Below are 23,632 nucleotides of genomic sequence, written 5' to 3'. Positions count from 1 at the left end.
GAAACAAAAACCGGGTAGCCAATCGGCTGAAAAGGTATACACCTCCCAACCATCCCGCCAGCTCACCCCTCCATCGCCGAAACTCCTTTCAGAAACTTTCACCCTCCGCGCCGCTCCCCCTGCCGCGCCCACCCCCGGGTTAGCGTGGCGCGGTGAACCACAGCGAGATCCACCACGACGGCACGGACGACGGCATGGTGCGGGTGCGCGGCGCCCGGGTGCACAACCTGCGGAACGTGACGGTGGCGGTGCCGCGCGGAGCGGTGGTCGCGTTCACCGGCGTCTCCGGCTCCGGCAAGTCCTCGCTGGCCTTCGGCACCCTGTTCGCCCAGGCCCAGCACCGCTACCTGGAGTCGGTCTCGCCCTACGCCCGCCGCCTGCTGCGCCAGGTCGAGGCCCCGCGGGTGGACGCGGTGACCGGCATGCCCCCGGCCGTCGCCCTGGAGCAGCGCCGCTCCGTCCCCTCCTCGCGCTCCACCGTCGGCACCATCAGCACCACGTCCAACCTGCTGCGGATGCTGCTCTCCCGCTGCGGCACGTACCCGCCCGGCGCGCCGCGGCTGGACTCCGACGCGTTCTCGCCGAACACCCCGGCCGGGGCCTGCCCGGAGTGCCACGGGCAGGGCGTGCTGCACCGGGTCACCGAGCGCTCGCTCGTCCCCGACGACGCGCTGTCGATCCGGCAGGGCGCCGTCGCGTCCTGGCCCGGCGCCTGGCAGGGCAAGAACCTGCGCGACATCCTCGGCGCGCTCGGCCACGACCTGGACCGGCCCTGGCGCGAACTGCCCGCCGCCGAACGGGAGTGGATCCTGTTCACCGACGAGCAGCCGGTCGTCACCGTCCACCCCGAGCGCGAACCCGGCCGCGTCCAACGCCCCTACCGCGGCAAGTACAGCAGCGCCCGCCGCCTGGTCCTCAAGGCGTTCGCCGAGTCCCGCAGCGAGGCCGCCCGCACCCGGGCCGCCGCCTTCCTGGAGCAGTCCACCTGCCCGCACTGCCACGGCCACCGGCTGCGCCCCGAAGCGCTCGCCGTCACCTTCGCCGGGCTGGACGTCACCGGCCTGGCCGCCCTGCCCGCCGACCGGCTCGCCGCGCTGCTGCGCCCGCACACCGCCGGGGAGGGGCCCGCCGCCCTGATCACCGCCGACCTCGCCGACCGCCTCACCGCCCTGGACCGCCTCGGCCTCGGCTACCTCTCGCTCGACCGCGCCGCCCCCACCCTCTCCACCGGCGAACTCCAACGCCTGCGCCTGGCCACCCAGTTGCGCTCCGGCCTGTTCGGCGTGGTGTACGTCCTGGACGAGCCCTCGGCGGGCCTGCACCCGGCCGACACCGAGGCACTGCGGCGCGTCCTGGCCGAACTGCGGGCCGCGGGCAACTCGGTGTTCGTGGTCGAGCACGACATGGCGGTGGTGCGCGGCGCCGACTGGCTGGTGGACGTCGGCCCGGCCGCGGGCAGCGGCGGCGGCCGGATCCTGCACAGCGGCCCGGTGGAGGGCCTGCGCGCGGTGGCGGCCTCCGCCACCCGCCGCTTCCTGTTCGACCCGCCGCCCCCGCCGCCGTCCCGCGGCCGCACCCCCACCGGCGTGCTGCGGCTGCGCGGCGTCACCCGGCACAACCTGCGCGGCCTGGACGCGGACGTGCCGCTGGGCGTGCTCACCGCCGTCACCGGCGTCTCGGGCGCGGGCAAGTCGACGCTGCTCGCGGCGGTGGCCGCGCACCCGGACGCGCAGCGGGTGGTGAGCTTCGACCAGACGCCGCTGGGCCGCACCCCGCGCTCCAACCTGGCCACCTACACCGGCCTGCTGGACACCGTCCGCAAGCTGTTCGCCGCCACCGAGGAGGCGAGGGCGCGCGGCTACGGCGCGGGCCGGTTCTCCTTCAACGTGGCCGCCGGGCGCTGCCCCACCTGCGAGGGCGCGGGCGCGATCGAGGTCGAGCTGCTGTTCCTGCCCACCGCCTGGAGCCCCTGCCCGGACTGCGGCGGCAGCCGCTACGACCCGCAGACCCTCCAGGTCACCTACCGCGGCGCGACCGTCGCCGACGTCCTCGCCCTGACCGTCGACGAGGCCGCCGCGTTCCTCGCCGACACCCCGGCCGCCCGGCGCGTCCTCACCACCCTCCAGCAGGTCGGCCTCGGCTACCTGCGCCTCGGCCAGCCCGCGCCCGAACTCTCCGGCGGCGAGGCCCAGCGCGTCAAGCTCGCCGCCGAACTCCAGCACGCCCACCGCCGCCGCACCCTCTACCTGCTGGACGAACCCACCACCGGCCTGCACCCCGCCGACAGCGAGGTCCTCACCGCCCAGCTCCACCGCCTGGTCGACGCGGGCGCCACCGTCCTGGTCGCCGAACACGACCTCGACCTGATCGCCGGAGCCGACCACGTCATCGACCTCGGCCCCGGCGGCGGCACCGCGGGCGGCCGCGTCCTCGCCACCGGGACCCCCGCCGCCGTCGCCGCCTCCCCCGACAGCCGCACCGGGCCGTACCTGGCCGAGCGGCTCGGACTGCGCTGACCTGCCGCTTCGACGGCGGACGGCCCGCTCCCCTACCCTCGCCCCCAGAGGATTCACCACCGCTGGGGGGCACGTGAACGACCGTCAGGACATCGAACTCGCCGACGCCATCGAGGCCGTCCGCCGCGAACTCCTCGACGCCGCCGAACGCGGCCGCGGCCAGGCGCTCCAGTTCGAAGTCGGCCCGGTCACGCTGGACTTCACCGTCGAACTGACCCGCGACGCCCGCGCCAAGGGCGGGATCAAGGCCTGGGTGCTGTCCGCCGACGCCGAGGGCGGGGTCAAGCACACCCGCACCCACCAGGTCTCCGTCACCCTGACCCCGAAGGACGCGGCCACCGGCGGCAGCGTGCACATCTCCCGGGACGACCTGGGCAGCCGGGACGGCTTCTGACCGTGGCCCCCTCCACCGCCCCGCGGGTGGCGGCGGTCCGGGCCGACAGCCAGGGCAGCGGGTGCCTGCTGACCCCGCGGCTGGTCCTGACCGTCGCCCACGTCCACGCCCCGTCGGCCCCCGGCAACGCCCTCCGCCCCGCCGAAGCGGCCGTCCTCGGCGGCAACGGCTGGACGCCCTGCACCACCGTCTGGGAGTCGGCCGAACTCGACGCCGCCCTGCTCCTCGCCGACCGGGACCTGACGCCCGCCCGCCTCGAACCGCTGCGCTGGGGCGCGGTCGACTCGCCCGACCCCGTGGCGGGCGTCCACCTGACCGGCTTCCCCGCCACCGAACGCGACCTCGACCACCGGCTCGACACCGCCCAGGCCCTCGCCACCCTGACCCCCGGCACCGGCCGGCGCACCGACCGCCCCGCCCTCGTCCTCCAGCAGCACCCCCCACGGCCCGTCCCCGACACCCCCTCCCCCTGGAGCGGTCTGTCCGGCGCCCCCGTCCTCTACCGCGGCCGCCTCCTCGGCCTCGCCGTCCACGACCGCACCCCGGAGGTCTGGGCCCACTCCCAACTCGACCTGCTCCCCGTCACCGCCCTCCTCGCCGACGAAGGCTTCCGCACCGCCCTGGCCGCCCACCTCGGCGAACTCCCGCACCCGGAAGGCATCTCCGCCGAGGAGATCGCCGACGCCGACTTCGAACGCGACTACGCCAAGGCCGTCGAAGCCGACTACGGCCGGATCCGGATCTTCGGCCTGCGCCAGTCGAACCGCCTCGGCTGGGATCTCTCCGCCTGCTACCTGAACCTGGAGATGCTCCCGACCGAGGTGTCCGGCCTCTCCGCCCCGGTCCGACAGCGCACCGACCGGATCCTGCAGGGCCGCCGCCGCGTCCTGGTCCGCGGCGAAGCGGGTTCCGGCAAGACCACCCTGGTGCAGTGGCTGGCCACCAGGACGATGAGCGGCACCCTCGACGGCGAACTCTCCGAGTTCAACCACCGCGTCCCCCTGGTGCTGCAGCTCCGCAAGCTCCACCGCCAGGGCACCCTGCGGCCCCGGCCCGAAGAGTTCCTCGCCCTCGACGACCGGATGTGCGCGGACCGCCAGCCCACCGGATGGGTCCACCGCCTGCTGCGCAGCCGCCGCGCGCTGCTGCTGGTCGACGGCCTGGACGAAGTCCCGGACGAACAGCGCGACGAGGTGCGGGAGTGGCTGCGACAACTGCTCGCCAACTACCCGGACACCCTGGTCCTGGCCACCGTCCGGCCGTCCGCCGTCCCCCGGGGCTGGCTGGAGCACCTGGACTTCGACGAACTGTCGCTCTGCCCGATGGACTCCCAGGACCGTCACCGGTTCGTCGAACACTGGCACCGGGCCGCCCTCGCCGAACTCCTCGACGTGCCGCACACCGACGCGGAGGAACAGCGCTGGCGGCGGCAGGTCGAGCAGGACCGGGCCGACCTGCTCCGCACCCTGGACACCGTCCCGGAAGTCGCCCAGCTCACCGACAGCCCGCTGCTGTGCGCGATGATCTGCGTCCTGAACCGGGAGACCGACGGGGCCCTCCCCCGGCAGCGGATGGTCCTGTACCGCGACGCGCTGAGCGTCATGCTGGTCAAGCGCGACGAAGGCCGCCGGGTGCAGGGCGCCGAACAGCTCCAGGCCTCCGAGGAGGAGCAGTTGGCGATGCTCCGCCGGATCGCGCACTGGCTGGTGCGCAACAACCAGGTGGAGGGCCGCCGCCAGGACGCCGTCGCCCAGCTCGCCAAGGCCCTGCGCGACCTCCCGGCCCTCGCCCGCCGCACCGCCCCCGAACGGGCGTACACCCACCTGCTCAACCGCTCCGGGCTGCTCACCGAGACCGGCCCGGACACCTTCCAGTTCATCCACCGCACCTTCCAGGACTACCTGGCCGCGATGGAGTTCCGCGAGGAGCGCGACTTCGGCCTGCTGGCCGGCCACGCCGCCGACGAGCAGTGGAACGACGTGATCCGGATGACGGTCGGCCACTGCGGCCGCCGCGAACGCGCCGAACTGCTGACCGCACTCCTGAAACGGGGAGCGCACGCGTCCCCCGAGGACAGCGGGACGGTCCACCTGCTCGCGGCGACCTGTCTGCCGAACGCCCCCGAACTCGACGGCGAGGTGCGCGACGCGGTCCTCCAGGGGCTCCGCCCGCACCTGCGGCAGCTCCTCGCCACCCGGGAACCCACCAGGCTCGCGGCGGTCGGCGAGGACCTCGTCCCGCTGCTCCGGGAGATCACCGAGCACGACCAGGTCTTCCTGGAGGAGTGGGGCCACGGGGTCCCCGCCGTCCTCGGCCGCATCGGCGGGAACGAGTCGCTCGCACTGCTGGAAATCCTCGCCGGGGCCGCCCAGGGCCGGTCCTTCCGAAGACACCTGATGAGGCGGTGGAACGACTTCGAAGTCCGCGAGTTCGGCCGACGTGTCGCCGCCAGGATCGATCTGACCGGCGTACTCGTCACGGCCGATCAACCCGGCCAGGTCGAGGAGCTGAGGCACTGCCCGACCCTGCACCGCATCCAGGTGAGCGGTCGGCACACCTCTGCCGAGGCACAGCGGTGGACCCACCTCACCGAACGGGTGGACCACCTGGTGCTGGTGGACGTCGTGGGGCTCACCGATCTCGCCTTCCTCCGGGGGTGGCAGCCGCTGAACTTCCTCGGCCTCTTGACCTGCCCCGACCTGCACGACCTGACCGCGCTGGCGGGGACGCACCTGCGCCGTCTGCTCATCAGAGAGGTACCCGCCGAACGGCGGACCGGTGACCTGTTCGCCGTGCTGAGCAGCCTGGTCGGTCTGCGGGAAGTCGCCCTCACCGCACCCGAGCTGGGATCCGCACCCGCCCCGGAACCGGTCGTCGACCTGCCGCTCCTACGGCTCTACGACGTACCCACCGACTACCCGTTCGATCTGCTGCTACTGGCGTTCCCCGGGCTGGGAAAGCTGGCCGTGGAAAGCTTCGCCGACGCATGCACCTCGATCGACCTGCGACCGCTGGGCGGCGCACACCGGATCGAGCTCGCCGTCCGCCGGAAACCCCCGACCGTCCGAGTCATCGGGGAGGAACTCTTCCCCTCCGCCCACCCGAAGGGCCGCGACACCGGATCGGACCTCATCTGACGCCGCCTCACCCCACCCGCACGTCCACCGCCGCCGTCCCCGCACGCGAACAGCCCGTCCAGGCCCAGGTGTTGCAGCGTCGCCGCGAAGGACAGGTGGTGCGCGGGGTGGGTGTCGGCGAGGGTCCCGTCGCAGTCGAACAGCACGGCCCCGCACCTGGCGAACGGCTCCGGATCGCCCAGAACCACCATGCCTCTCCCCCACGCGGATGGACGGCAACGGTACGACCGGAGCCAAGTGGTCCACACCTCGCCCTCCCCACCGGTGCCCCGCCCTGCCAAGGGCTCCCGGAACTCCCTGGCCCGGTCGGCCCGGCCCGTGCTGGAATGCCCTGGTGACCCTCGTCGTCCGTCCGGCCGCACCGGCCGACCTTCCGCACCTCCCGGCCCTGCAACTCGCCGCCGGGCGGGCCTTCCACGGCGTCGGCATGAGTGCCGTCGCCGACCGTCCGCCGCCCGCCGCGGCCGAGTTCGCCCCGCACCAGCGCCTGGGGCGGCTCTGGGTGGCGGCCGACGGCGACAGCCCGGCGGGTTTCGTACTGGCCCGGCCCCTCGGCGGCTGCGCGCACGTCGAGCAGGTGAGCGTCCACCCGTCGTACGCCGGACGGAGGTTGGGGGCCCGGCTGGTCGACCGGGTCGAGGAGTGGGCGGCCGGACAGCGGATGCCCGCCGTCACCCTGAGCACCTTCCGCTCCGTCCCGTGGAACGCCCCGTACTACCTGCGGCTCGGTTTCCGCGAGGTCCCGGCCGCCGGTCTCACCCCGGAGCTGCGCGAACTCCTGGCCGAGGAGGCGGCGTTCGGCCTCGACCCGGCCGACCGGGTCTGCCTGAGCCGTCCCGTCCGCACCCCCTGAAGGCCGAAGGACCGAAGCCCGAGGGGCCCGCGCGGTGTTCGCGCGGGCCCCTGGACGTCCGTCCGTGCGGCCTCAGTTGGCGAGGCTGAAGTCGCCGCCCACCGGGGCGGCGATCTTGTCGACGCCGGTCAGTGCGGTGAGCGTGGTGACGGGGGTGCTGCTCTCGGTGGTGGTGCCGTTGCCGAGCTGGCCGGAGCCGTTGGCGCCCCAGGAGCGGACGGTGTTGTCGCCGAGCAGCACGATGGTGTGCTCGCGGCCGCCCGCGACCAGCTGCACGCCCTTGATGCCGGGCACCGGAACGGGGGTGATCCGGTAGTCGGTGGTGCCGTCGCCGACCTGGCCGGAGGTGTTCTGGCCCCAGGCCTTCAGCTTGTTGTCGCTGTCGGTGACGGCCAGGCTGTGGTTGCAGCCCGCGGCGATCTGCGAGACGCCGCCGAGCCAGATGCCCTGGGTGTCGACGGGGACGTACCGGTTGATGGTGCTGTTGTCGCCGAGCTGCCCGGTCGCGTTGTAGCCCCAGGCCTTGACCGAGTTGCCGCTGGTGGGCTTGGTGCCGCCGCTGGGCGGGCCGATCAGGGCGAGGTTGTGGTTGCACCCGGCCGCGATCTTGGTGACGCCGCTGAGGCCGCCGACCGGGGCGGGGACGTTGCGGCTGGCCGAAGTGCCGTCGCCGAGCTGCCCGTTGATGTTGTAGCCCCAGGCCCAGACGGTGCCGTCCTCGCGCAGCGCGATGCTGTGGTTGAGGCCCGCGGCGATCGCGACGACCCTGTTGAGGCCCTCGACCCGGACGGGGACGCTGCTGTCGCTGTTGGTGCCGTTGCCGAGCTGCCCGTAGTTGTTGCGGCCCCAGGCGACGACGGTCTGGTCGTCGAGCAGGGCGAGGCTGTGCCAGCCGCCCGCGGCGACGTCGCGGGCGCTGGAGAGGTTGACGACCTGTCCGGGCGCGTTGTGGCTGAAGACGCTGCCGTCGCCGAGCTGCCCGGAGCCGTTGGCGCCCCAGGACTGCACGGTGCGGTCGGTGAGCAGCGCCAGCCCGTGGCCGGTCGCGGAGCCGCCGCCACCGGCGGCGATCTTGACGACCTCGGCGCTGGTCAGGCCGAGCACGGTGGTGGCGGTGGTGCGGAAGTCGGTCCAGGTGCCGTCGCCGAGCTGGCCGGAGCGGTTGTTGCCCCAGGCCTTGAGTCGCTTCTCCTGCGCGTGCGCGGTCCCGGCGGGCACGGCGGCCAGGCTGAGCGCGGTGAACGCGGCCAGGCCGGCGGCGAGGGCGGGACGCAGCGCGGGCCGCAGCTTGGCGCGCAGCGGAGTGCGAAGCGGGGCGCGCATCGGGGTGCGGGGAGTGGCGGCGGCGTTCTGGGTGGACGTCATGGAGGGCCTTTCTCGAAGGGTGGCGGGTCGGCGCCGGTCGGCGGTCAGCGCGCGAGGCTGAAGTTGCCGTTGCTGGGCGCGGAGACCAGCGAGACGCTGCCGGACTTGGCGAGCACCTGGACGGGGGTGTTGCGCTGGGTGGTGGTGCCGTCGCCGAGCTGGCCCTTGTCGTTGAGGCCCCATGCCTGCACGGTGCCGTCGGCGAGCACGGCCAGGTTGTGCGAGGCGCCGGAGGCGATCGCCTCGATGCCCGTCACGCCGGGGACGGGCACGCTGGTGTTGCGCTGGGTGGTGGTGCCGTCGCCGATCTGCCCCTTGTCGTTGGCGCCCCAGGCGCGCAGCGTGTGGTCCTGGAGCAGGGCGAGGCTGTGGGTGGCTCCGGCGGAGAGCGCGGTGACGTCGGTGAGTTCCTGGACGGGCACGGGGTAGGGCTTGTTGACGATCGTGTCGTCGCCGAGCTGGCCCTTGTCGTTGAGGCCCCAGGCGTAGACGTGGCCGTCGGCGAGCAGGGCGAGGGCGTGGTTGGCCCCGGCGGTGATGCCCTTGACGGTGGTGAGGCCGGGGACGCTCATCGCGGTGTTGCGGGTCGCGGGGGTGGCGGCGGGGACGGGCGCGGTGGAGCTGACCGGCACCGGGGTGACGCCGAGCTGGCCCTTGTCGTTGTTGCCCCAGGTCTTGACGGTGCCGTCCTTGAGCAGCGCCATGCTGAAGGTGTCGCCGGCGGCGACGGCCTTGACGTCGGAGAGCCCGGCGACGGTGACGGGCAGGTTGGTGTTGACGGTGGTGCCGTCGCCGAGCTGCCCCTTGTCGTTGAGGCCCCAGGCCTTGACGGTGCCGTCCTTGAGCAGGGCGAGGGCGTGCAATCCGCCCGCGGCGACGGCTTCGACGCCGGTCAGTCCGGCGACCAGGCCGGGCACGGCCGCGTCCTCGGTGGCGCTGGTGGTGCCGTTGCCGAGCTGGCCCTTGTCGTTCCTGCCCCAGGCCTCGACGGTGCCGTTGCCGAGCAGCGCGAGCGCGAACCCGGTGACGGTGGTGCCGCTGGTGCTGCCTCCGGCGGCGATGCCGTTGAGTTCGGCTCCGGCCATGCCGACCACGGAGACGGGGGTGAGCCGCTGGGTCTTGGCGCTGCCGTCGCCGAGCTGCCCGTTGGCGTTGTTGCCCCAGGCGCGCAGCCGCAGGTCGTACGCGGACGCGGTGCCGACCGGCAGGGCGGTGGTGCACACCAGGGTCAGTCCGGCCACCGCCGCGGTCAGGGTGGCGGCGGGCAGCTGGCGCAGCTTGCGGTGCATCGGTGGTTCCTCCATGGACGTGCGGGGCGTGGGGTGGGACGGCCTCAACGGGGTGGCCTCAACGGGACGGCGTGCCGGGGGCGGTGCGCTGGACGGGCCCGCCCTGGGCGAGCCGTCCGGGCGGGGGCTGGACGGGGTGGATCTTGTCCACCGGCCGGTGCGCGGCGTGCGGGGCTCCGCCGTGCGGTACGGAGGCCGGCGCGGGGGCTTGGGTGGCGGCCGGTGCGGGGGCCGCTACGGGGGCCTGGGTGGCGGCCGCGGGTGCGGCGAGCAGGCAGGCGAGCAGGCCGGGGGCGACGGCCGCGAGCAGGGCGGCGCTTCGGGCGTGGGGTGTCATCGGTGCCTCGTGGTCAGGTCGGCGCGGCTCGGCACGGCGCGGAGGATGGCGTGCGGCGGCGGTCCGGCTCCGGTCGTTGCCGCTGCCGGAGCCGAAGCCGGAGTCGAAGTCGGAGTCGAAGTCGGGAAATGACGATCCGATCGTCGGAATGCCTAACCCACCGTCACCGGGTTCGTGCGGACACGGACCGCTTTCCATGCCAACGGCGCAGTCGATCCTTCGTTCACCCCCCGTTCGGTCCGCCCTCGGTTGCGGTGCGTAGTCGATCAGCCCAGCATGGCCAGGGATCTTGATCGTCGGAAGTCTCGACCAGCCATCAACCGATCGGCCCCGTAGCCGAGTTCAGGGAGGCACCCGTTGCTCCGGACCTCACCGGCCAGACTCCTGGCCATCACCCTCAGTAGCGCCTGCGCCCTCGCCCTGGCGGCCCCGGCGGGCGCGGAGGACGCCGATCCGGCCACGGTGATGAACGGCACCTTCGCCTCCCCGGCCGTCCCGTCCGGGCAGGACTTCGGCGGCTCCCCCGAGGGCTGGCAGGGCGGCCTCCTCGCCTCCGCCGCCCGGGCCGGCCACCCGCGCGGCCTCCAGGGCAGCGCCCTCTCCAGCGCCGGTTCGGCCACCCCGCTGAGCACCCGGCTGTCCGACGTCCGCGCGGGCGCCACCGTCACCCTCAGCTGGGACGACAACCCCGACGCCTGCGTCTCCTCCGGCGACGGGCGGCCGTACACGGTGCAGGTGGCCGGACCGGACAACGCGACCGGCAGCTACCAGACCAACGTCCCCACCGGCAAGGCCAACTGGTACCTCGGCCGGACGTACTCCTTCACCGCCGCCGAGGACGCCCCCCGGGTGACGTTCCGCTTCGGCACCGTCCCCGTCAGCCCGGCCTGCCGACCGATGATCACCAACGTGGCCGCCAAGCAGACCGCCCCCACCGGGCCGCCGCCCGGCGCGGCCGCCGCCGCCGACCCGTGCGCGGGCGACTCGGCCGGCACGCCGCAGTGCGCGGACGTCGGCAAGGCCGGGGGCGAGATCGCCGAGTGCCCGGCCACCAGCCGCGACTGCCTGAGCAGCGTCGCCGGGGACGGCAAGCAGACCAACGACGGCATCGGCCAACAGACCGGCGCCGTCCAGGACTTCGGCGACATCCCGCGCGACGAGAGCCCGGACGCGGCCGCCCAGCACCTCTGCCCGCTGTCGAACGCCCTCACCGACGGCCTCCCGCCCGAGTACATGGTCATCCCGCCGAAGCAATGGGGTCAGTGCTGATGCTCCGTCAACTCCCTTACGCCGCCGGTTCGGTGCTGCTCGCCGCCGCTCTCGCCCTGACCGCCCCGCCGACCGCCGCGCACGCCGCGGACACGGTCGACGCGACCGTCCCGAACGGCACCTTCGCCGACCCGGCCGCCCCCGACAACGGCACCCAGGCCGGGCACGCGGGCTGGTCGCCGGACAGCAGCGGCGTGGTGTTCGGCAAGGGCCTGGCCCAGCACCCGCAGGGCTACCAGGCGGCCTCGCTGAACTGGAACGGCGCCCCGCTGACCCTGCGCACCCGGCTGTGGGGCGTCAAGCGGGGCTCCACCGTCACCCTCACCTGGGACGACAGCCCCAGCACGTACAGGGGCTGCACGCCGGAGCAGCTCGCGGACGGCCAGGAGTACAACGTCTCGCTGATCGTGGACGGGCCCGCACCCGACCCGCACGTCACCACCAAGGGCAGCGACACCGTCGGCACCGCCAACTGGACGACGGGGCGCACCTTCACCTTCACGGCGACCGAGGACAACCCGATGGTCTCCTTCGACTCGGCGGAGCCCGCCGGGGCGATGTCCTGCGGCCCGCTGATCACCAACGTGGCCGCCAGGCAGACGCCCGCGCCGGTCGACCAGAAGGTCCGCAAGGAGCAGCTGCCCGCCCCGAAGGCGTACCGCGGCAACGACCCGCTGGAGCCGGGCGTGGCGGTGGACGACTGCGAGGGCTCGCCGACCACCTGCACCTTCACCGTCGACCGGCGGTACTCGTACCAGTACTACGGGCAGACCCGGATCGTCGGCGAGGTGTACCTGAACTGCACCCGCAACGCGATCACGGACGACCGCAAGCTGGAGGTCACCGAGCCGCCGTACGACAACCTGACCCAGTACTACGCGCTGAAGGGCGCGCCGCTGCTGCCCAGCCGCTCCGAGCTCGCCAAGAGCCGCCCCAACGTGGCGAGCCAGGTCGAGGCGGGCTTCAGCGTGGCGGGCGGGAACGCGGCGGCGGTGTCCACCAGCAACCCGCTGACCTGGTCGCGGACCACCAGCAAGCCGATGAACCCGGTGATCCAGCCCGGCGAGGTGAGCTGGATCGAGGTGCAGCCCGCCCGCGAGCGGGTGGTCGGCTCGTTCACCAACTCCCGCAACAACTACCGGCTGGACGCGACCTTCGACGTCCCCGCGACCTCGCTGCCGGACCGCTACTACCAGCGCACCGGCCCGCTCACCGAGGTCGAACTGCAGCGCTGCGGCGCCGCCCGGCCGACCGCCGGAACCCCCGACAACGCGGCCGGCCCGGACAAGCGCCTGACCCCGCTGGACACCCCGCCGCCGGGCCTGCCCACCCGCACCGTCCCGCTCAACTCCTGACCCCGCACGGCGGACGCTCACCCGAACTGTCCAACTCCTCTCCACTGCCGACCCGTTCACCAACCCACTGGAGCAACCCGTGCCGCTCACCCGCCTGTTGGCCGTCCCGCTCGGGGCCGCCCTCGCCCTCTCCGCACCCTGGTCGGCCGGGGCCGCGGACACCGAACCCGTGGTGGTGCCGAACGCGACCTTCTCCTCCCCCCTCGTGCCCGCGGGCAAGACCTGGGAGCCCTCCATCGAGGACTGGACCGGCGGCAGCGTCGTCACCGCCGGCCGGGCCGCGCACCCGAAGGGCTACCAGGCCGCCGCTTTCGGCCGGTTCGGGTACTCCGGGCCGATCAGCACCCGGCTGCGCGGCGTGAAGAGCGGCGCCACCGTCACCCTCACCTGGGACGACAACCCCGACGCCTGCGTGTCGCAGTCCGACGGCCCGCGCACCTACACCCTGACGGTGCAGGGCGAGCAGAACGCCCCCGGCCGGTTCACCACCAACGCCCCCAATGCGAAGGCGAACTGGTTCACCGGCCGCACGTACTCCTTCACCGCCGCCGAGGACGCCCCCGAGATCACCTTCACCCCCACCTACGACAGCAAGTTCGGCTGCTACACCCAGATCGCCGACCTCACCGCCGCCCAGACCCCGCCCCCGCCCAAGCCCCCCACCAACGCGGGCAAGACCGACCCGTGCGCGGGCACCGGGGCGAACAGCCCGGCCTGCACCACCAACGCGGGCAACAAGGAGAAGATGGACGAGTGCCCGGCCACCAGCCGGGACTGCCTCGACTCCGTCGCGGGCAAGGGCGAGCAGGAGAACGCCGGGATCGCCCAACAGACCCAGGCCCTGGACGACTTCACCAACACCCCGCGCGACCAGGACCCGAACGCGGCGCTCGGCAGCCTCTGCCAGGTCGCGAACCTGCACAACGAGAACCTCGAACCCGGCGACACCGTCCTCGCGCCCGGCACCTGGTGGTACTGCTGAACCTCCGACGGCGCCGCGCTGTCGTGGGTGCGGGTGCGGGTGCGGGTGTGGATGGGGGTGATCCGGCGGCGGGGGATCAGCGCCGGACCGGACGTGGTGCGGGGCGGCCCCGTCGGTCGGACGAACCGGAACCCGTGCGCGCGCAGGTCCGCCGCCGGGCGGGTCAGCCGGGCAGGCCGGTGACCCGCATGGTGAGGTTGAGCCGACCGCTCGCCAGGCCGGTCGCCGGGTCCCCCGTCCCGGGCAGGACCCTGGGGACGCCGTGGTAGGCGAAGCGGGACGGGCCGCCGAAGACGAACAGGTCGCCGGAGGCGAGCTCCACGTCCGTGTAGGGCCTGTTGCGGTTCTCGGTGTTGCCGAAGCGGAAGACGCAGGTGTCGCCGATGCTCAGCGAGACGACCGGGGCGCCGGAGCGCTCGTCCTTGTCCTGGTGCATGCCCATGGTGGCCCGGCCGTCGTAGAAGTTGATCAGCGCCGTGTCGGGGGCGTAGCCGACCCCTGCCGCCGGGTCCTCGTAGGCCTCCACGAGAGCGCGCCGACCGAGCTCGGCGAGCCACTCGGGAAACGGCGCGACCCGGCTGCCGTTCACGTCCCCGGCGGTGCGGGTGTAGCGGTACGGCTGCCAGTGCCACCCGATGCACACCGTCTGCACCGACATCACCCCGCCGCGCGGCAGCCTGGTGTGCCGGATCGGCACCGGGCCCGAAGCCCACCCCCGACAGGCCGCGACCAGCTCCCGCTGCTGCTCGACCCCGAGCCACCCGGGGACGTGGACCGCGCCCGGGGCGAGCTGCATCCGGGGCCGTGGAATGAGTGCCGTCATCTCGGACCCTCCAGTTCGTAGTAGGTGACCGGACCACCACCGACGCACCAGTTGCCGCCACCGGCGGACGCACTGCGCGCGCCCTCCAGAGTGCCCGTACCCCCGAACGAAGCGAAGACGACGCCCCGGACGAACCGCATCCAGGGCCGCGGAACGAGCACCGTCACCTCGAACCCTCCAGGTCGCAGCGGGTGACCGGACCATCACCGACACGCCAACTGCCGCCACCGGCAGGGCGGGCGCGGCGGGCGCGGGGCGGGTGGTGGTGGTCATGGCTCCTCCGGTGTGCTGCCCGGCGCCACTGGCGGGCTGCCGGTGGTGGCCGCCGTTCGGGCGGCGGTGGGACGCGCTCGCTCAGGCGGCCCGCCCGGCCCCCTCGTGGAGGAGCAGGTGCTGCTTGCGCTCCAGGCCGCCCGCGTAGCCGGTCAGCGAACCGTCGGCGCCGATCACCCGGTGGCACGGGCGGACGACGAGCAGCGGGTTCGCCCCGATCGCGGCGCCCAGCGCACGGACCGCCGCGCGCGGCGCGCCGATCCCGGCGGCGAGCCTGCCGTAGCTGGTGGTGGTGCCGTACGGGATGCCGTCCAGCGCTGCCCACACCCGTTCCTGGAAGACCGTCCCCCGGGTGGCGTACGCCAGCTCGAACTGCTCGCGACCGCCGTCGAAGTACTCGCCGAGCTGGCGCACCACGTCGGTGAAGGCCCCCGGCGCGCGCTCCCAGCCGGGCTGCACCACCGCGGCGTTCCGCTGCCCCGTCATCGACACCGACGCGAGGGCGAAGCCACCGCTCACCGGGTGCGACTCCTCCCCCACCAGCAGCAGGTCACCCAGCGGGCTCTCGATCGTCAGGTGGACGGTCATCGGTCGGCTCCCTTCCTCGTGGATCGGTCGGACGTCCTCGTGTGCACCAGCCTTCGCCATCCGGCGGGTGATGTCCGGCGGGATTCGGACGTCGCCCGCCCGTACCCTGCCGGACGGCCCCGGGCCGGTGGTTCCTGCTGCGGGAGCGCCGCCCTCCTCGGCTCAGCCCAGTACGGTGAACCCCGGCCCCAGTGCGGCCCGTACGCGGGTCACGGTGCGCGGCCGGGGTTCGACCAGGAAGCGCTGCTCGGCGGCACGCAGCAGCGGCAGGTCCGCCGCGCTGTCGGTGTAGGCGTGGGAGATCGGCACGGCGATGCCCAGCTCGCTCAGCCGGGCGACTTTCTGCACGCCCAGGCAACCGCGCACCGGCCGGTGCGCGAAGCGGCCTGGTGCCAGCGCGGCGGCCAGCAACTCGACGTCCTCCAGGCCGAGTTCGCGGCACATCGCGGATGCCAGCGGTTCGGCGCAGCCGGTCGCCACCACCACCCGGTCGCCGCGCTCGCGGTGCTCGCGCAGCCGGTCCAGCACCGGTTCGATCCGCCCCTTCGCCACGTGCTCCGCCGCGAACTCCGCGGCCGCCCGCGCCAGTTGCGCGGCGCTGCGGCCCGCGGTGGCCAGCAGCACGAAGCCGCGCACCGCCCGGCGCCGCCCCGCGGGCAACAGGAACAGCGGCACCAGCACCACCGCCGCGGCCAGCGAGAGGACCGCGCGGAGCCGCCCGTCCAGCATCGACCGCCGCAGGAACCCCGCGAAGGAGTCGCCCCGGCACAACGTGCCGTCCAGGTCGAACACCGCCACGCCCGGCCCCGCCACGCCCGGTCCCACCCCGCTGGGCTCCGTCACCACGCCCGCCCCTCCCCCGTACGCACCGCACCGCCGGGCCCAGTGTGCCGCACGGGAACCACCCGTGCGGCACACTGGGCCCGGCCGCGCGGGTCAGTCGGTGCGGGTCCACTCCTGCCCGTCCGTCAGCCGGTACTGCGCCAGCGGGCGCTGTCCGGCCGGGTGCGGGGTGCCCTCGTGGACGCCTTCGCCCTCGGGGAGGGAGCGCTTCGGCTGCAGGGTCAGGCAGTAGTCCTTGGCGTTGAAGGTCTGGGCGACCACGGTGCTGACGTTGGAGCTGGACGGGCTGGTCACCAGGATGTTCTTGACCGTCGTGCCGGTGCCGTCGACCGACATCACGCCGACCGTCCTGGTCATCGCGCTGAGCATGCCGAACTGGAGCTCCTGGCCGGTGCGGACCTTGAACTTGACCTGGGTGGTCTCGGTGTTGGTCCGCTTCCACTCGTGCGAGTAGGTGGCGCTGAAGGCGAGTTGGAAGGCCGCGGTGGCGCTGAGTTTGAGCTGTCCGGCGGCGGTGGCGCTGCCGCTGACGGTGGTGCTGCCGCCGTTGCTGGTCTCGGTGTTGGGGCCCTTGTCGGTGGGCGAGGTCTTGTCGGTGTGCGAGAACTCGGTCTTGTTCGAGCCGTCGACCTTGCCGGACACGTCGGTGGTGTTGTCGATCGTGCCCTCGATGGTGGCCGAACCGGAGATCTCGCCGGCCAGGTTGTCGGTGGTGCTCGACTCCAGCACCACCGTCCGGTAGACGTCGATCGGCTTGTTGGTGCAGTTGATGACGGTGTTGCCGACCGAGACGACGGCGGCGGTCCGCTCCAACGACAGCCCCGGGATGATCCGGAAGCTGCACCCGTACTCGCGCCCGCAGCCGTGCGCCACCGCGGCGGCCGCCTTCCCCGGCGCCGGGGTGTCACCGTCGAAGACCTGCGCCACCAGGTCCTCGACCGCCTGCTGGGCCTGCTGGGCCTGCTGCGGCACCGGCTCCTCGGCCCACGCGGGCCCGGCCGCCGGCCCGCTCGCCGTCAGCCCGCCCACCGCCAGCAGCGCGGCGGCCAGCGCCGCGGCCCGCTTCACCGCTTGCTCCAGGTGCCCTCGGCGGTGCGCAGGTACGTCGCGTCCGGTGCCCGCCCGGGCGGCTGCGGCTGCGACGGTGCCTGCGGCGACTCCGACTGCGGCGGCTGCGACTGCGGTGCCACCGCCACGAGGCCCGGCTGCGGCACCGCGCGGCCCGGCGGGCGCAGCGACAGGCAGACGTCCGGGCGGGCGAAGGTCTGGGCGACGATGGAGCTGCTGGTGGCGATGGACGGGCTGTCCACCACCACGTTCTTGATGAACCGGCCGGTGTGGTTGACCGACAGGATGCCGACCACCCGGGTGACCGAGGTGAGCGTCCCGAACTGGATCTCGTCGTTGGACGACACGGTGAACACCACCCTGGTGGACTCGCTGACGGAGGCCTGCCACTGCTTGGAGTAGGACGCCTGGAAGGCCAGCTCGAAGCTGGCCTTGGCGCCCAGGTGGAGGGCGTTGGAACCGGCGACGGTGCCACTGCCCTCGACGGTGTTCTGGAACTTGTCCTCGGTGGTCGGGCCCTTGTCCTTGTTCGGCCCGTACTGGGTGGTGCCGTTGGTCATGCCGGCGCCCGCGGTGCCCTGCGCGGAGACGGTCACCGTGGTGTCGATCCCGCCGGTGAGCGTGGCCTTGCCGGAGATCGCGCCGCTGATGTTGTCGGTGCTGCTGCTGACCACCGTCAGGGTGCGGTCGATCTCCAGGTCGTCGCCGGTGCAGTTGATCGCGGCGTTCCCGATCGAGGCGACGGCGCTGCCGAACAGTCCGACGATCCGGTCCGTCGCCCGGAAGGTGCAGTTGCCGGGCTCGTCGCACTGCGCGGCCACCTCCTCGGGCGAAGCCAGCCTGGTGTCGCCGTCGTACGCCTCGGCCGCGGGCATCGGCGGCAGCGGCGCCGTCCCCGCGGGGGCGCCCTCGACTGCCGGGGTGCCCTCGGCTGCCGGAGCGCCCTCGGCCGCCGGAGCGCCCTCGGCCGCCGCGGCGGACGGCACCAGGCCGCCCAGCACGGCCAGCCCGGTCAGTGCGGCCCCGGGGACGAGGGCGGCGTACCTGCTTATCCACCTGCCCGTTCGCGCCGTTCGTTCTCTGCGTGCCGTACGTGCCGTACGTGCCGTGCGCGGGCGTGCGGAACCGACCACGGATGTGCTCCTCACTCGTCGACGACCCCCGTGCGTACCGGGCCGTCCGAGCGGGCACCACGCCCGTGGACGGCCCCCGGGCCCATCCTCCGCGAGCTTCGGATCGCAGGCGAACGGTCGGTCGCCGCGGGTGCGCCATTCGATGGGACGTCACCCGGTGGGACGTCAAGGAGCGCCCAGCGGTGGCGGATCAGCGCCGGTGCGGGGCCTTCCGCAGCGGGAACCAGCGCTCGGCCGCCGCCCGCGCCTCCTCGGTGAGCACGGTGTGCGGCACGGGCTCGCGGCCCGCCGCACGCGCCAGGTCCTCCAGGTGGTCGCGCAGCAGCCACACGTCCGCCGGGTCCGCCCCGGTCACGCCCAGGGCCTCCGCCAACTGTCCTTCCACGAGGCCGAGTTCGGTACCGACCCGGTCCGCGCCGACCCCGGCCGGCTCCAGGTTCGCCCGCAACTCGGCGGCGGTACGGGCCCGCTCCTCGGCGTTCAACGACATCGTGGCTTCTCCGGACGGACGGTGGGCCGCAGCCGCACGTGCCGCCCCTGCCCGCATGCTCCCGACGCACCCGGCCCGCCCCGGCGCCCTCACCCTCCGGCGCGGCGGCGCCGGTACTCGGCCAGCCACTCGCCCACCTGCTCCTCGTCGTGCAGGTACGGCTCGCCCGGCCCGTGCCGCAGGTCGATGCCGAAGAGCAGCTCCAGCGCCCACCGGGAGGTCTCGTCCCACTCCCGCCCGTCCGCCAGCAGCTGCCGACCGGCCCAGCGGTCGACGGCGTCCCGGTCCGCGCCGCCGTCCGCGACCTCGGCGAGCCGCCGCTCGATCTCGTCCTCCGCCATGCCCCGCTCCCTACGCCTCCGTCGTTCCCTCCATCATCCGGTCCGCGGCCTCCTGGGCGGCCATCACCTCGTCGCCGTGCGCGAACCCCCAGGCGCCGAAAGCGTCGATGGCGGGCAGCAGAGTCCGTCCCAGCGCGGTGAGTTCGTAGGCGACGCCGGGACGCCCGGTCTGCGGCGGATGGCGCTCGACCAGGCCGTTGTACTGCAGGCGGCGCAGCGTCTCGGTGAGCACCTTGGAGCTGATCCCGCCGATCCGGCCGCGCAGTTCGGCGGGTCGGCACGGCCCGTCGCGCAGGGCCCAGAGCGCCACGGCGTTCCAGGTGTTGGAGAGCAGGTCGAAGGCGAGGCGGGCCCGGCAGTCGGCGAGCAGGCGGTCAGTGGTCACGTACCGAATGGTGCCCGACCGCCTCCCTAACCTCGAATCAGAGGTCGACGCCCGGGGTCGGCAGCAGACCGGCAGCGGACCTGCGGCAGACCGGCGGCAGACCGGCACCGGGCCGGGACTGGATCGACACCGGATCGGCAGCAGGCCGAAATCCGTTCGGACGGGAGACAGTTGATGAGAATCGGCATTCTTGGCACCGGCAACATGGCGGACGCCCTGGGCACCCACTGGGCACGGGCCGGGCACCGGCTCACCGTCGGCGGGCGGAACCCCTCCAGGGCCCGGCAGTTGGCCGAACGGATCGGCCACGGGGCGCGGCCGGGCGACCTGCGCGCGGCCGCGGCGGACGCCGAAGTGGTGCTCGTCGCCCTGCCGTTCGGCACCGGCGCGGAGGTGGTGCGGACGCTCGCCGAACCGCTCGCGGGGCGGACCCTGGTCGACTGCGCCAACCCCGTCGGACCGGGCTTCCGCCTGCTGACCGGACACGGCCCTTCCGCCGCCGAGCAGTTGGCGGCGGCGGCACCCGGAGCCCACGTGGTGAAGACGTTCAACCTGTGCCACGAGGACGTCTGGCGGATGCGGCCCCCGGTCTTCGACGGCCGCCCGCTCGCCGTCCCGCTGTGCGGCGACGACCCCACCGCCCTGGAGCAGGTCACCACGCTCGTCCGCGACCTGGGCTGCACCCCGCTCGCCGCCGGCCCCCTCGACCGGGCCGGGCTGCTGGAGGCCACCGCCGCCCTCTTCATCGGCCTGTGGGTCGGCGCCGGTGCAGACGCCCAGGCCATCGCACCCCCGCTCGCGTACGCCTCCGGACCCGCCGAAAGCTGACTTGTCGTCAACTGGCCTGCACATCAACGGTGTTCGGCCAAGGCGGCGGCGCGCACGGACACCGGCCCGCCGGACCCCGCGGGCCGGTTCAGAGGGCGCGCAGCAGGTGGTCCGTCGGGGTGTAGTCGATCTTCCAGTCGGCGTAGACCCCGACCGCGCCGTCCCGGGTGCAGCGCAGCCCCACCGTCACCCACCGGACCGACCCGTCGGCCGTGAGCGAGAACCCGACCGCGGCCTCGAACTCGTCGCCCCCGCAGGGGCATTCGGCCCCACCGGGCTCGGCCTCCTGCCAGACCTCCGCGCTGTCCGCGAGGAACGCCCGCCCGCCGCAGCCGACGCACTCCCGCGCCGCGCACCCCTCCACGTCATCGACCCAGACGGTGAACACCCGCCCGCCGCAGTCCTCGCACCCGCACCCGGCGACCAGCACCGGACGGTACTCGGCGGCCTCCCGCAGGAACCCCGCGAGCTCCTCCGACACCACGGCAGCCCCCGCGAGTTCTTCCGACACCACGCTCTCGTCGTCCACGGCACCATCCTCGCACCGTCCTCACGGCGCCCTCCTCACACCGTCCTCACGGCGCCCTCCGACACGCCTCCTGCGCCGGACGGCCGGGGTCAGCTCGCGCCGCTGCGGGCCGAGGGCAGCAGCCCGAAGGGGCGGCCCGCCGAGCGGCGGGCGACGAGTTCGCGGACGGCGTCCGCGCAGTGCGGGAAGTCGAAGGCGAAGCCGGCGTCCTGCAGGCGGCCGGGGACCACCCGGCGGCTCTTGAGCAGCAGTTCGGTGTCGGTGCGGAGGACGAGGGCGCCGAGTTCGGCCATCCAGCGGGTGGCGGGCAGGCCGATCGGCACGCCGTGGGCGCGGCGCAGTTCGCGCATCAACTGCCGGTGCGGCAGCGGGTTGGGCGCGGCCAGGTTGACCGGCCCGGCCAGGTCGTCCCGCTCGACCAGGAGGCGCACCGCCCGGACGAAGTCGTGCTCGTGGATCCAGGAGACGTACTGCCGTCCGCCCGCGACCGGCCCGCCCAGGCCGAGCCGGGTCAGCCGGGAGAGCACGTCGAAGACGCCGCCGCGGTCCGGGCTGAGGACCATCGCGGCCCGCAGCGCGACCTTCCGGGTGCCGGGCGTGTCGGCCTCGGCCTGGGCGGCCTCCCAGTTCCGGGCGATCCGGACGCTGTACTCCCAGTAGTCGGGGACGCCCGGTTCGGTGCCGCCGACGGCGCCGGTCGCCTCGTCGTTCGGGGCGTCGAAGCGGTGCGCGTAGACCGTGGCGGTGCTCATCTGCAGCCAGACCCGGGGCGGCCGCTCGGCGGCGGCGACGGCTCGGCCGACCACCCGCGCCGAGTCCACCCGGGAGTCCATCATCCGCTGGAGGTTCTGCGGCGTGTAGCGGCAACTGACCGTCTGCCCGGCCAGGTTGACCACGACGTCGGCGCCGTCCAGCTCCCGGGCCCAGGGGCCGAGGGTCCGGCCGTCCCAGGGGACGTGGTGCGGGGCGGCGGGCGTCCGGGTGAGGATCACCACCTCGTGCCCGTCGGCGCGCAGCGCGCGCTCCAGCACGGCGCCGACCTGTCCGGTCCCGCCGGGGATCACGTATTTCACGGGGAGAACGTACACCCGAGACTGAACGCGTTCAATTCCTTCCCCTTCCCCTCCTTCCGCCGCCCCTCCCCCCATCTGCCGTCGGACCCGCCTGCTATCCATGGGGCCGTGGACACCCACCGCCCGGCCCCGGCCGACCTCGCCCTCCTCCGCGACGCCTTCAACGCCGGCACCGACGGCGCGGACGCCCTCGGCTGGGCCGCCGTGCACGCCTTCGAGGCCGAGCACGGCGTCGTGCTGCCCGAGCCGTACCGCACCTTCGTCGCCGAGATCGCCGACGGCTCCCCCACCGGCCCGCCCGGCCACGGCCTGGTCGCGCTCGCCGCGCTCCCCTCCGACTGGGATGGCGACCCCGCCGAGCGCAACCTCGCCCGCCCGTTCCCGCTCACCGCGGGCTGGGTCTGGGAGGACGACGAGGAGACCCCCGAGGAGGAGCTGGACGCGCGCGTCGGCGAGGTCCACCACCACGGGTCGATCGTGCTCGGCACCGACGGCTGCGGCATGTACTGGCACCTCGTCGTCACCGGCCCGCACCGCGGCCGCGTCTGGTGCGTCACCGACGTCGGCGCCACCCCGTTCGACGCCGGTCCCGGCCGCACCGCCGCCACCACCGCCACTGCCTCCGGCTTCGCGGGCTGGGTGGCCCACTGGCACGCCGGTCGCCCCTGGTTCGACGCGGACGCCTGACGCCCCGGCCCGCCCTGCCCAGCCCGACCCTGCCCGACCCGGCCCGGCCCGGAGCGACCGCCTGCTGCGACCATGGTCCCCGTCAACGGCAGGGCCGGGGCACCGACCGGAGGAGGACCCGCGTGGAACTGCGGCAGTTGCGCTGCTTCGTCGCCGTCGCGGAGGAGCTGCACTTCGGACGGGCCGCCGAGCGGCTGCTGCTCGGCCAGCCCGCCGTGAGCCAGCAGGTCCGGCGGCTGGAACGGGAGTTGAAGGTCGAGCTGTTCGACCGTTCGCCGCGGTACGTGCGGCTGACCCCGGCGGGCGAGCGCTTCCTGCCCGCGGCCCGGAACGTCCTGGCGGCCGAGGACGCCGCCCGCGCGCTGGCCGCCGACCTGGCCGCGCCGACCGTGCTCCGGCTCGGCACCGTCGGCGGGCTCGGGGAGCGACTGGAGGACATCCTGGACGCCTACCGCGCCCAAGCCCCCACCCTACGCGTCGAGTTGCACGCCGAGCCCGTCCGGGAACGACTGGCCCGCCTCTCGGACGGCCGACTGGACGCCGCCTTCGTCCGCGGCGCGCTCCCCGGCGACGACGGCCTGCGCTACCTGCCGCTCTGGCAGGACGAGTTGGTGATCGCGCTGCCCGCCGGGCACCCGCTCGCCGACCGGCCCGAGGTCGACCTCGCCGACCTCGCCGACCTGCCCCTGCTGCTGACCGAGCGGCGCCACCACCCGGCCCTGGTCGACCTGGTGACGGACGCCTGCGCCCGGGCCGGTTTCCGGCCGGTGCCCGGCCCGCCGCACCACACCCTGCAGAACACGCTCGCCGCGATCGGCACCGGCGTCCCGATGTGGACGGTGGTGTACGCGGCCAACGCCCGGATGACGCACGCGCGCCGGATCGCCTTCCGCCCCTGCCGCACCCCGCTGGCCCTACCGATGTCGCTCGCCGTCCGACGCTCCGCCCCACCGCCGCGGCTGCTCCTGGAGGCCTGCCGACGCAGCGCCTCCCGACCGGCTCCGACAGCTCCGACAGCTCCGACGGCTCCGACAGCTCTGACCGGCGACGATCAGGATTCGTGATCGCTGCGAG

At 74.2% G+C, this 23,632-nt stretch carries 23 protein-coding genes; 10 read left to right on the top strand and 13 right to left on the bottom strand.

Going from position 1 to position 23,632, the window contains the following annotated elements; all coding sequences use genetic code 11:
- Positions 1-194: 194 nt before the first annotated feature.
- The 4 genes from OO57_RS18080 (at position 195) to OO57_RS18065 (ending at position 6,900) form a co-directional block, all read left to right on the top strand.
- On the top strand, positions 195-2,516 hold the full coding sequence (locus OO57_RS18080; RefSeq protein WP_033253563.1) for an ATP-binding cassette domain-containing protein: 2,322 nt from the start codon (positions 195-197) through the stop codon (positions 2,514-2,516).
- A gap of 73 nt (positions 2,517-2,589) precedes the next feature.
- Positions 2,590-2,910 (top strand): trypco2 family protein, encoded by a 321-nt coding sequence (locus tag OO57_RS18075; RefSeq protein WP_033253540.1) that lies wholly within the window; start codon positions 2,590-2,592, stop codon positions 2,908-2,910.
- A gap of 2 nt (positions 2,911-2,912) precedes the next feature.
- Positions 2,913-6,047, top strand: coding sequence for an NACHT domain-containing protein (locus OO57_RS18070; protein WP_051777894.1), 3,135 nt, complete (start codon positions 2,913-2,915; stop codon positions 6,045-6,047).
- Between the two features lie 334 nt (positions 6,048-6,381).
- Positions 6,382-6,900 carry a GNAT family N-acetyltransferase gene (locus OO57_RS18065; RefSeq protein ID WP_033253539.1) on the top strand — a complete coding sequence of 173 codons (519 nt, stop codon included), beginning with the start codon at positions 6,382-6,384 and terminating at the stop codon, positions 6,898-6,900.
- A 72-nt stretch (positions 6,901-6,972) separates the two neighbouring features.
- Here OO57_RS18065 and OO57_RS18060 read toward each other — a convergent pair whose 3' ends face one another.
- From OO57_RS18060 to OO57_RS44765, 3 genes are read right to left on the bottom strand one after another with little or no spacing between them, the layout of a single operon-like run.
- Positions 6,973-8,265 (bottom strand): RCC1 domain-containing protein, encoded by a 1,293-nt coding sequence (locus tag OO57_RS18060; RefSeq protein ID WP_033253538.1) that lies wholly within the window; start codon positions 8,263-8,265, stop codon positions 6,973-6,975.
- 44 nt (positions 8,266-8,309) lie between these two features.
- Positions 8,310-9,554 (bottom strand): RCC1 domain-containing protein, encoded by a 1,245-nt coding sequence (locus OO57_RS18055; RefSeq protein ID WP_051777892.1) that lies wholly within the window; start codon positions 9,552-9,554, stop codon positions 8,310-8,312.
- A 58-nt stretch (positions 9,555-9,612) separates the two neighbouring features.
- Complete coding sequence (locus tag OO57_RS44765; protein WP_033253536.1) at positions 9,613-9,891, bottom strand: hypothetical protein; 279 nt, start codon at positions 9,889-9,891, stop codon at positions 9,613-9,615.
- 357 nt (positions 9,892-10,248) lie between these two features.
- On the opposite strand from OO57_RS44765, the gene OO57_RS18045 reads away from it, so the two are divergent.
- From OO57_RS18045 to OO57_RS18035, 3 genes are all read left to right on the top strand, one after another.
- Entirely contained in the window at positions 10,249-11,160 is a 912-nt protein-coding gene (locus tag OO57_RS18045; protein ID WP_033253535.1) for a hypothetical protein, read from the top strand.
- A complete protein-coding gene (locus OO57_RS18040) occupies positions 11,160-12,515 on the top strand; it encodes a hypothetical protein (RefSeq protein WP_158715157.1) in 1,356 nt (451 codons plus the stop codon). The genes OO57_RS18045 and OO57_RS18040 overlap by 1 nt, the downstream gene beginning before the upstream one ends.
- 79 nt (positions 12,516-12,594) lie before the next feature.
- Complete coding sequence (locus OO57_RS18035) at positions 12,595-13,497, top strand: hypothetical protein (protein ID WP_033253534.1); 903 nt, start codon at positions 12,595-12,597, stop codon at positions 13,495-13,497.
- A 163-nt stretch (positions 13,498-13,660) separates the two neighbouring features.
- Here the strand turns inward: OO57_RS18035 and OO57_RS18030 are convergent, their stop codons facing one another.
- The 8 genes from OO57_RS18030 to OO57_RS17995 all read right to left on the bottom strand — a co-directional run bounded on the left by OO57_RS18030 (position 13,661) and on the right by OO57_RS17995 (position 19,441).
- Positions 13,661-14,320 carry an alpha-ketoglutarate-dependent dioxygenase AlkB family protein gene (locus tag OO57_RS18030; RefSeq protein WP_033253533.1) on the bottom strand — a complete coding sequence of 220 codons (660 nt, stop codon included), beginning with the start codon at positions 14,318-14,320 and terminating at the stop codon, positions 13,661-13,663.
- A gap of 354 nt (positions 14,321-14,674) precedes the next feature.
- Positions 14,675-15,181, bottom strand: coding sequence for a methylated-DNA--[protein]-cysteine S-methyltransferase (locus tag OO57_RS18025; protein ID WP_033253532.1), 507 nt, complete (start codon positions 15,179-15,181; stop codon positions 14,675-14,677).
- Positions 15,182-15,343: 162 nt separating this feature from the next.
- Positions 15,344-16,024, bottom strand: a complete 681-nt coding sequence (locus OO57_RS18020; protein WP_158715156.1) for a haloacid dehalogenase-like hydrolase — start codon at positions 16,022-16,024, stop codon at positions 15,344-15,346.
- Positions 16,025-16,117: 93 nt separating this feature from the next.
- Positions 16,118-17,092: a hypothetical protein gene (locus OO57_RS39545; RefSeq protein ID WP_051777886.1), complete on the bottom strand. Its 975-nt coding sequence runs from the start codon at positions 17,090-17,092 to the stop codon at positions 16,118-16,120.
- The gene (locus OO57_RS18010; protein ID WP_033253531.1) at positions 17,089-18,093 is read right to left on the bottom strand and encodes a hypothetical protein; all 1,005 of its coding nucleotides are present in this window, start codon (positions 18,091-18,093) and stop codon (positions 17,089-17,091) included. Before OO57_RS18010 ends, OO57_RS39545 begins: the two co-directional genes overlap by 4 nt.
- 322 nt (positions 18,094-18,415) lie before the next feature.
- Complete coding sequence (locus OO57_RS18005) at positions 18,416-18,715, bottom strand: DUF2316 family protein (RefSeq protein WP_033253530.1); 300 nt, start codon at positions 18,713-18,715, stop codon at positions 18,416-18,418.
- An 89-nt stretch (positions 18,716-18,804) separates the two neighbouring features.
- On the bottom strand, positions 18,805-19,056 hold the full coding sequence (locus OO57_RS18000) for a hypothetical protein (RefSeq protein WP_033253529.1): 252 nt from the start codon (positions 19,054-19,056) through the stop codon (positions 18,805-18,807).
- A gap of 10 nt (positions 19,057-19,066) precedes the next feature.
- On the bottom strand, positions 19,067-19,441 hold the full coding sequence (locus tag OO57_RS17995; RefSeq protein ID WP_033253528.1) for a winged helix-turn-helix transcriptional regulator: 375 nt from the start codon (positions 19,439-19,441) through the stop codon (positions 19,067-19,069).
- 174 nt (positions 19,442-19,615) lie between these two features.
- On the opposite strand from OO57_RS17995, the gene OO57_RS17990 reads away from it, so the two are divergent.
- Positions 19,616-20,269 (top strand): NADPH-dependent F420 reductase, encoded by a 654-nt coding sequence (locus OO57_RS17990; protein ID WP_033253527.1) that lies wholly within the window; start codon positions 19,616-19,618, stop codon positions 20,267-20,269.
- Positions 20,270-20,357: 88 nt separating this feature from the next.
- Here the strand turns inward: OO57_RS17990 and OO57_RS17985 are convergent, their stop codons facing one another.
- Positions 20,358-20,798, bottom strand: a complete 441-nt coding sequence (locus tag OO57_RS17985) for a hypothetical protein (protein WP_158715155.1) — start codon at positions 20,796-20,798, stop codon at positions 20,358-20,360.
- A gap of 89 nt (positions 20,799-20,887) precedes the next feature.
- Positions 20,888-21,871 carry a TIGR01777 family oxidoreductase gene (locus OO57_RS17980; protein WP_033253557.1) on the bottom strand — a complete coding sequence of 328 codons (984 nt, stop codon included), beginning with the start codon at positions 21,869-21,871 and terminating at the stop codon, positions 20,888-20,890.
- A 108-nt stretch (positions 21,872-21,979) separates the two neighbouring features.
- On the opposite strand from OO57_RS17980, the gene OO57_RS17975 reads away from it, so the two are divergent.
- Positions 21,980-22,558, top strand: coding sequence for an SMI1/KNR4 family protein (locus tag OO57_RS17975; RefSeq protein ID WP_033253526.1), 579 nt, complete (start codon positions 21,980-21,982; stop codon positions 22,556-22,558).
- A gap of 122 nt (positions 22,559-22,680) precedes the next feature.
- Positions 22,681-23,622 carry a LysR family transcriptional regulator gene (locus OO57_RS17970; protein ID WP_063737589.1) on the top strand — a complete coding sequence of 314 codons (942 nt, stop codon included), beginning with the start codon at positions 22,681-22,683 and terminating at the stop codon, positions 23,620-23,622.
- Positions 23,623-23,632 lie beyond the last annotated feature (10 nt).

Origin of the sequence: Kitasatospora phosalacinea, from assembly GCF_000717185.1 — a bacterium.
Taxonomy (GTDB): domain Bacteria; phylum Actinomycetota; class Actinomycetes; order Streptomycetales; family Streptomycetaceae; genus Kitasatospora; species Kitasatospora phosalacinea_A.
The sequence above is the reverse complement of the archived record's forward strand: the minus strand, read 5'-3'. Positions and strand labels throughout refer to the sequence as shown.

Excerpts from the sequence above, each read along its gene's own strand:
- OO57_RS18025 (WP_033253532.1), bottom strand. The coding sequence starts at position 15,181 with ATGACCGTCCACCTGACGATCGAGAGCCCGCTGGGTGACCTGCTGCTG.
- OO57_RS18005 (WP_033253530.1), bottom strand. The coding sequence starts at position 18,715 with ATGTCGTTGAACGCCGAGGAGCGGGCCCGTACCGCCGCCGAGTTGCGG.
- OO57_RS18040 (WP_158715157.1), top strand. The coding sequence starts at position 11,160 with ATGCTCCGTCAACTCCCTTACGCCGCCGGTTCGGTGCTGCTCGCCGCC.
- OO57_RS18055 (WP_051777892.1), bottom strand. The coding sequence starts at position 9,554 with ATGCACCGCAAGCTGCGCCAGCTGCCCGCCGCCACCCTGACCGCGGCG.
- OO57_RS44765 (WP_033253536.1), bottom strand. The coding sequence starts at position 9,891 with ATGACACCCCACGCCCGAAGCGCCGCCCTGCTCGCGGCCGTCGCCCCC.
- OO57_RS17990 (WP_033253527.1), top strand. The coding sequence starts at position 19,616 with ATGAGAATCGGCATTCTTGGCACCGGCAACATGGCGGACGCCCTGGGC.
- OO57_RS18000 (WP_033253529.1), bottom strand. The coding sequence starts at position 19,056 with ATGGCGGAGGACGAGATCGAGCGGCGGCTCGCCGAGGTCGCGGACGGC.
- OO57_RS18060 (WP_033253538.1), bottom strand. The coding sequence starts at position 8,265 with ATGACGTCCACCCAGAACGCCGCCGCCACTCCCCGCACCCCGATGCGC.
- OO57_RS18080 (WP_033253563.1), top strand. The coding sequence starts at position 195 with ATGGTGCGGGTGCGCGGCGCCCGGGTGCACAACCTGCGGAACGTGACG.
- OO57_RS18030 (WP_033253533.1), bottom strand. The coding sequence starts at position 14,320 with ATGACGGCACTCATTCCACGGCCCCGGATGCAGCTCGCCCCGGGCGCG.